General features: G+C 42.9%; 7 protein-coding genes. All 7 read left to right on the plus strand.

The features are described from left to right. The coding region (locus AB3112_RS05700) for an AI-2E family transporter (RefSeq protein WP_367334093.1) at nt 1–690 on the plus strand (690 nt) is incomplete at its 5' end. Between the two features lie 114 nt (nt 691–804). Further along, nucleotides 805–1215 carry a glycerol-3-phosphate cytidylyltransferase gene (tagD, locus tag AB3112_RS05705; protein WP_057911085.1) on the plus strand — a complete coding sequence of 137 codons (411 nt, stop codon included), beginning with the start codon at nt 805–807 and terminating at the stop codon, nt 1213–1215. A gap of 254 nt (nt 1216–1469) precedes the next feature. Further along, nucleotides 1470–2327, plus strand: a complete 858-nt coding sequence (locus AB3112_RS05710) for a hypothetical protein (protein WP_084974801.1) — start codon at nt 1470–1472, stop codon at nt 2325–2327. Between the two features lie 12 nt (nt 2328–2339). Beyond that, a complete protein-coding gene (locus AB3112_RS05715) occupies nt 2340–4364 on the plus strand; it encodes a CDP-glycerol glycerophosphotransferase family protein (protein ID WP_367334094.1) in 2025 nt (674 codons plus the stop codon). 146 nt (nt 4365–4510) lie between these two features. Next, nucleotides 4511–6094, plus strand: a complete 1584-nt coding sequence (locus tag AB3112_RS05720) for a peptide chain release factor 3 (RefSeq protein WP_075141219.1) — start codon at nt 4511–4513, stop codon at nt 6092–6094. Nucleotides 6095–6122: 28 nt separating this feature from the next. Further along, nucleotides 6123–7550, plus strand: coding sequence for a C69 family dipeptidase (locus AB3112_RS05725; RefSeq protein WP_084974805.1), 1428 nt, complete (start codon nt 6123–6125; stop codon nt 7548–7550). Nucleotides 7551–7762: 212 nt separating this feature from the next. Then, a complete protein-coding gene (locus AB3112_RS05730) occupies nt 7763–8353 on the plus strand; it encodes a helix-turn-helix transcriptional regulator (protein ID WP_057911090.1) in 591 nt (196 codons plus the stop codon). The last annotated feature ends 103 nt before the right edge of the window (nt 8354–8456 follow it).

Below are 8456 nucleotides of genomic sequence, written 5' to 3' on the forward strand. Positions count from 1 at the left end.
GTTGACTTTACGTCGATGACAGACAAACTATCCCGCAACGTCAATAAGTACGCCGAGACGATCTTTAACAGCGTGACGACCGGGTTAGGCGGGATCATTTCAGCGGCAGCCAACGTGGTGATTATTGCCGTAACCGTTCCGGTTGTCCTGTTTTATATGCTTAAGGACGGTTATCGGCTGGCACCGACCATCAAGAATATCTTGCCCGAACGTCACCGTGAACAAACGATGGATTTATTAGGTAAAATGAGTCACACCATCTCCAAATATATTTCCGGTCAGATGATCGAGTGTTTGTTTGTCGGGACCTTCACGGCGATTGGGTATGTAATTATCGGCACACCATACGCATTGTTGTTGGGCGTGATTGCCGGAATTTGCAATATCATTCCATACCTTGGACCTTACATTGGAATTGCACCCGCCTTAATCGTGTCATTTTCTCACGGTGGCTTTTGGTCAGTTGTCTGGAATATCGTGGTTGTTTTAATCGTTCAACAAATTGACGGTAATCTGGTTTATCCGAACGTGATCGGCAAGTCGCTGGAAATTCATCCACTGACCATCATTATTATTCTGTTGGCTGCCGGAAACATTGCCGGGCTGATGGGGATGATTTTAGCGGTTCCTTTGTACGCTGTGGTAAAAGTGATTGTGGTTCACTTGTATAATATTTACCAGCTGGAATAACACAAAAACGTTAATTATCTTTAATAAACATTGACGTTGACCGTGATTATGCTACTATTTAAGATGTGTTTATTTTAAGCTAACATTCAAAGTATTGATTAAGTAGGAGATTGTATGAAAAAAGTAATAACGTATGGGACGTTTGATTTGCTGCACAAGGGCCACGTCCGCTTATTAAAGCGTGCCAAGGCACTTGGTGATCACCTCACCGTTTGCTTGTCGTCAGATGAGTTTAACGCTGAAAAGGGTAAAAAAGCATACACGTCATACGAAGATCGAAAGTATATTCTTGAAGCCATTAAATACGTCGATGAAGTGATTCCGGAAACCAACTGGGACCAAAAAATTCACGACGTTCAAGATCGCGATATCGACGTTTTTGTCATGGGTGACGACTGGAAAGGGAAATTCGACTTCTTAAAGGACTATTGCGAAGTTGTTTATTTGCCTCGAACCGAAGGCATTTCCACGACCAAGATCAAGGAAGACTTAGGTCTTACCGACACTAAGGATTGGCAAGCATAAAGACCGAGTTGAGCTGCTTTTTGGCGCACGTTTTAGCTTGGTAGCATTCGTGACTCAAAAGGGGCTGGGACAAAACTCATGTTTTGCCGCCAGCCCCTTTAATCTCAATGGTGATATCGCATGAACGTGGGGCAAAGGGGCCGCGTCGGGTGCACGGCCGTCATTTTTCGGATAGTTGATTCGAAAAAATATTGGCCGTGCAGGACGCGCGGGGCCCTTTGTCCCATTTGCAGTTGATTATTCAGGAGGAAATTATGGGACGAGCAATCTTTTTGGTAACATCCATTCAAGGTATTCGAAAAGCAACCTTTAAAAAGCAGTTAATGTCATTACTCACAACGGATTTTCAAGTCGTTGTCCTTTTGGCAATGACTGATTTTGATGAAATTTGGCAGGCAGAACGTGAATTTAGCCGCCTTGATTTACCGGCAGCCGGACCGGCAGTGCGGTTGATCTCATTGGCGGACATCTATGCGGATCACGATGGCATCGACTTAAAGCAAGGTGATTTCTTAAACCCTTCCCTCGATGATCTAAGAGCTTATGATGCCCACCTTGGCAAATTACCACTAACCAGGTATATTGATGACGATGGCGACATTGTTGCGGAAACGTTATTTGGGGATGACGCCGTTAGACTACATACACTGTTATTTGACAAATCCAGTCGGGTTATTCAGATCAACACCTATGATCACCAAGATCAGTTATTTGGAATCGAAAAGTTTGAAGATGACAATCTGGATGAAAGTATGCTTTTGAATGCCAAGGGGCAGCTCGTCTACCGATTTACCAACTACATTAAAAATCAAAAAGTCACCTACAGTGTGACGCAAAGTTCAATTATTGCCGCACCGCAAGATCTGTCTGAATTGGTGGATGAAAAAACCAATAATACCGACGAGATGCTTCGAACGTTTGAAGGACAAGGGCGGTCAACGTTTACCAAAGCACTGTCGTACAGTGATTATCATCGCTATGACGATATTAACGCCTTTTATCACCAGGTCTTATTGAACATGGATATTAAGGATGCCCGGACGTATATTGATATTGATAACATTGTCGATGCATCCAAGTACCTGCCTGGAAAACGAATCTTTAATTATTAAGGGGAAATCAAATTGCGAGCGATATTATCAGGAGTCCATCAAAAAAAGGGAAAACAGGTTCTGGAATTCGAACTGCTGGACGTTTCGGCTTCACTAGAAAACGCCTACTTTTTGTTTGTCGAAAAAAATAGCCTGGCATCAATCATGAAGCCGATCAGCAAGATCTTGACCCACAACATTGTCCGGGTCAATATTGATGCGCAGGACTTTCATTTTGAATCGGAAGATCAAACTGAATTTGAATGGCAGATCTTTTTGATTCACAATAGTTTGTCCAACAAAAGCGTTATCCAGGTTGAAAGTGAATATTTAAGTGATCGCCACCAGTTAGAGCTGACCAGTTATTATCAATTTAACAGTGATGCGCAGGGGATGGCATTGTTCAACCTTCGGACACATCAATCCGATCAGGAATTTATGATTAACTCCGTCAACTTGACCGATCAAAACTTGGAAATCACTGGCTACAACAAGATTAACGGCACCATTATCAAGAACCAGCGGATTATTCTTAAAAATCATACGACGGCCGGGAAATTGGAATATCCGGTCACCAAAAAGTTGTTTGAGGGAATGTTCACGGTAGCGATCCCACTCACGGATATTCCTCAGAATTCAGTTGGTGAGCTTTACATTGAATATGAATTAAACGGAAAAGAAATCAAGCAGCGTTTGATTATCTCCAAATCTCTGGCAGGTCAATCAACTGAAATTAAACAACCCGGCAACCGTATGATTACCCTTGAGAAGCGCTTTGACAATGGCATTTTGGTCAAAGAATTTCAAGGCGCTTCAGTCTTTGAAAAGCTCGGGGCTGCGGGCGGCAAAGCGTCAACCGTGGTTGATGTGATTCGCATGATTCAAGATAAGCTGAACTTGGTCCGAATGCGTTTCTTGTTCAAATCTGGTCACTCACCATATGAGAACACAACGATTATTTTTGAAAGCTTTGGGGGTCGTCAGGTTAGTGACAGTCCGTTTGCAATTTATAAGACTTTCAAAACGTTGTATCCCGGCATCAAAATGATCTGGTCAATTGACCGCTCACAGAAGAAATTTTGTAAGGAGAATCAGATTGCCTATGTGATCCGTCGGACGAACAAATGGGTCCGGGTTTTGGAAAAATCACAGTTTTGGATTAGCAATGCCCGCTTCCCAACTTGGGTTAAGAAGCCGAACTACGTGACTTATATCCAGACATGGCACGGAACACCGCTGAAAAAGCTTGGCTTGGATATTGAAAATGTTTCAATGCCGGGGACTACGACGGCCAAGTATCACAAGAACTTTGTTCGAGAAGCAAACCGTTGGGATGCGCTGGTTTCACCAAACGATTACTCAACGCAGATTTTCCGTTCGGCCTTTGGCTTCAACAATCAGATTTTAAAGATTGGGTATCCACGGAACGATGAATTGATTAATACTCAAAAGGAAGATATTAATGCCATCAAGGAACAACTCGGAATCCCACTGGATAAGAAAGTGGTCATGTACGCGCCGACTTATCGGGACAACCAGTTTGCCGAAAAAGGAAAGTATACTTTTGAACTGCCATTTAATCTTGACGATTTCCGTCAATCATTTGGTGATGACACCGTCCTGGTCTTGAGAATGCATTATCTCATTTCAAATGCGTTGGATATCTCTGAGTACTCAGACTTTGTCTATGATTTCTCAGATTATCCTAACATTAGTGACCTGTACCTGGTTTCCGATCTGTTAATCACTGATTACTCATCTGTTTTCTTCGATTACGCATACTTGAAACGGCCAATTCTGTTCTACCCTTACGACTATCATTTGTACAAGGAAGAACTCCGGGGATTCTACCTCAACTATGAAAAAGACTTGCCCGGAAAGATTGCCAACACTTCCAAGCAGCTCCTTGAAGAAATTGACCATGCGCTGGCCCATCCCGATATGTCTGCCAATGAGAAGTTTATGAACTTTTACAATCGTTTCTGTGCGATTAACGATGGCTTAAGTTCATTAAAAGTTGTCAACTACGTGATGCACCAGGTTGAAAGTGGCATGTAAGCAACTGAATCATTTGATTTACGAGGACTTGTGTGGGACTTCTATGGCATGAGTCCTTTTTGTTTGAATGAAGCGAGGGTTCTAGGAGTCAAGGCCAAAACGTGTTAAAATTAATTAGTTATTGACTCGTCTGAAAGGAAGTAAATATGAATACCCAACAATTAGAAAAGGAAGACAGCACCCGGCGGACATTTGCGATTATCTCTCACCCTGATGCCGGTAAAACGACTATCACGGAGCAATTGCTTTTGTTCGGGGGCGTTGTTCGCTCGGCCGGAACGGTTAAGGCCAGAAAGACCGGCAACTATGCCAAATCCGACTGGATGGAAATTGAACAGAAACGTGGTATTTCGGTTACCAGTTCTGTGATGCAGTTTGACTATGCCGGCAAACGGATCAACATTTTGGATACCCCGGGTCATGAGGATTTCTCGGAAGATACTTACCGGACTTTGATGGCCGTTGATTCAGCTGTCATGGTCATTGACTCTGCCAAAGGAATCGAACCGCAGACCAAGAAACTATTCCAAATATGTAAAATGCGGGGAATTCCAATTTTTACGTTTATGAATAAGCTCGATCGCGACGGTCGTGAACCGATGGACTTGATTGACGAGCTGGAAAACGTCTTGGGAATTGAAGCATACCCAATGAACTGGCCGATCGGCATGGGAAAGACCCTGACTGGGATTTTTGACCGCTATAATCATAACGTGGAACTCTATAATCATGCCAAAGATAATAAACCATCGGAAATTGTTGATTTGGATGACAATAACAATCCGATCAACAACGAGAAATTGGCTGAAGACGAGCAGTTTGAAGATGCCAAGGACGCCATTGACCTCTTGGATATGGCCGGTAATCAATTTGATGAAGGCAAAATTGCGACCGGAGATATGACACCTGTATTCTTCGGCTCCGCGTTGGTTAACTTTGGGGTCAAGACTTTTTTTGACGCCTATTTGAAGTACGCACCGGCACCGAGTGCACATAAGACGGAAGATGGCGACGTTGTTCAACCAGATGACGAGACATTCTCGGGCTTCGTCTTCAAAATTCAGGCCAACATGAATCCCAATCACCGGGATCGGATTGCCTTTGTTCGGGTTTGTTCCGGAGAATTTGAGAAGGGGATGGACGTCAACCTGTATCGGACGCAAAAGAAGCTGAGGCTATCCAATGTGACCGAGTTCATGGCCAATACCAGGGAGAACGTTAAAACCGCTGTTGCCGGCGATATTATCGGGTTATACGATACCGGTAATTTTCAGATTGGCGATACCATCTATTCTGGTAAGAAAAAAGTCGCTTTTGAAAAGCTGCCACAATTTACACCAGAACTATTTGTCCGCGTTTCTGCAAAGAACGTCATGAAACAAAAGTCATTTCATAAGGGAATTGACCAATTGGTTCAAGAAGGCGCAGTCCAACTGTATCAATCCTATACCACCAATGATTATATTTTGGGGGCAGTCGGTCAGCTGCAGTTTGAAGTGTTCCAGTTCAGAATGCAGAACGAATATAATTCTGAAGTTAACATGGATCCGATGGGCCATAAAATTGCCCGCTGGATTGATCCTGAGCAACTGGACGAAAAGATGTCGTCATCACGAAACTTATTGGTCAAGGATCGCGCCGGCAATCCGTTATTCTTATTTGAAAACGAATTTGCCCTGCGTTGGTTCAAGGACAAATATCCAGATGTTCAATTAACCGCTAAACTATAATTTGAATTTCGAAAGAAGAGATATGACAATGGCTTCCAAACATTTATCAGCATGTACAACCGTTCTTGTCGGCAAAAAGGCTTCCATTGACGGATCGACGATGATTGCCAGAAATGACGATACATTCCTGCCACTGACTCCTCAGCGTTTTTACGTTGAGCCGGCCAATGATCATCAAGAAGGCGAGTGGGTATCCAACCAAAACGGGTTTAAGGCACCACTTCCTAAGAAAGCGTATCGCTACTCATTGACGCCAAATGTCGAAGTTGACAAAGAAGGGGTCTATGCCGAAAGTGGCTTTAACGAAAAAAACGTTGCGATGAGTGCTACCGAAAGTGTTTATGGAAATGAACGGGCGTTGGCGTTTGATCCGCTGGTTAAGGATGGCCTGGCTGAAGATTCACTGCAGTCCATGGTTCTGCCATACATTGACTCCGCCCGCGATGGTGTCAAATATCTCGGCGACTTGATCAAAAAATATGGGTCACCTGAAGGCAACGGTGTCTTATTTAGTGACAAGCATGAAGTTTGGTATATGGAAATCGTCACTGGTCACCATTGGGTTGCCCAACGGATTCCAGACGACGCGTATGCCATTGCTGCCAACCAGGTTGCAATTCAGCAAGTTGATTTTAAAGATTCCGACAACTTTATGTACTCCGATGGCATTCAAAAATTTGTTAAGAAGTACCACTTGAATACCGACAAGGAAGGGTTTAACTTCCGCCATATTTTTGGAACCGATAACGAAAAGGACCGCCATTACAACACACCACGTGTTTGGTTTGGCCAGAAGTATTTGAACCCTGAAATTGAGCAGTCACCGACCTCGTCAGACTTGCCGTTTATTTGTCATACTGATCATAAAATCAGTGTCGAAGATGTGGAATACATCTTAGGGTCTCACTACAATGAAACACCTTACGATCCGTTTAGTCGCGGAAATGAGGCGACCAAGACGTTATTCCGGCCGATTTCGATGAACCGGACACAAAATTCCCATGTTCTCCAAATTCGCAATGACGTTGATAATAATAGCAACGCGATTATGTGGTTATGCTTTGGTGTGCCGGCATTTTCACCATACGTCCCGTTCTTTGCCAATGCGACCGACACCGACGATACCTACGCCAACACGCCGGTTCATTGCGATGACGTCAGTGCCTACTGGATGTATCGTAAGCTGTCGATGTTGGTTGAATCGCACTATTCTGAATTTATCCAAGATGATGTCGATTTCTTAACCGACATGAAGGAACAGTTGCGCCGACACGTTCAAAATGCAATTGATGAAAGCCAGGCGTTGCAGGGTCAGGAACTAACGGATTACTTGACTGGCCAAAATCACGATGTCGTTAAAATGATGCGGATTGCCACTGAGAAGTTCAATCATCAATTGATTGAAAAGGGCCTGACGTTGTCCAAATTGACGTTTAATATGGATAAAAATCTGTAATAGATAGGCATCATTTAATAAAATAGCAAATCAAAAAACACAAACTGCGCGATTGCGGTTTGTGTTTTTTTGTGAAATTTTCCTCCTGAAGCCAAATATTGAAGTCTGTCGTGTCAAAGTTTGTTTACATGGGTAATTTTAGCTGGGTGATTAACTTTGATGACAGATTATATTTTCTTATTCAGGTATAATTTCAGTAAGGGGTTGAGGAAATGGACATTGGAAACAAAATTAAAACTTACCGAAAAATTCAGAACCTTTCTCAAGAAGAATTGGCCCGTAAAGTTTATGTGTCACGACAAACCGTTTCAAATTGGGAAACCAATAAACGGTATCCTGATATTCAAAATATTTTATTGTTGAGTGTTCTTTTTGACGTTTCTGTGGATGAACTCATTAGAGGAGATTTGGAGGCTATGAAAGATAAGTTGTCCAATAAACAAGTAAACCGGGCAATGTCTGTCTATACATTGATCATGCTCATCGCTGCGATGATTGGCGCTATTTCGATTGGACCGGTGTTCTATTTTGAAGAATCGACAACCGTGGTTTTTCTGCCGATTATTTGTTTTGCGATCATGTTACTGAGCTCGTTTAAGCTCGAACGCTTGAAAAACCGCCAAGACCTCAAAACATTTTCTGAAATTGTGGCCTACGTAGCCGAAAGTGAGGTTGAAACGCAACGAACAAAGCGAGTTCTCGGAAAAGATAAAATACAAAAGGCAATCATGATGATTGCGTTCGCGGCGGCTTTCATACTGATCAGCTTGATTTCAATTTTTCTGTTCGGACGCTTCAATTGAACGTTTACTTCGGATGTTAAAAAATGTCCTAATCGGTTTGCGTAATCACAAACTCGATTAGGACATTTAGCTTCATCAATTGCTTGGTATTGTTACATTTTAA

It is taken from the genome of Lentilactobacillus sp., assembly GCF_040773105.1.
GTDB classification, from domain to species: domain Bacteria; phylum Bacillota; class Bacilli; order Lactobacillales; family Lactobacillaceae; genus Lentilactobacillus; species Lentilactobacillus parabuchneri.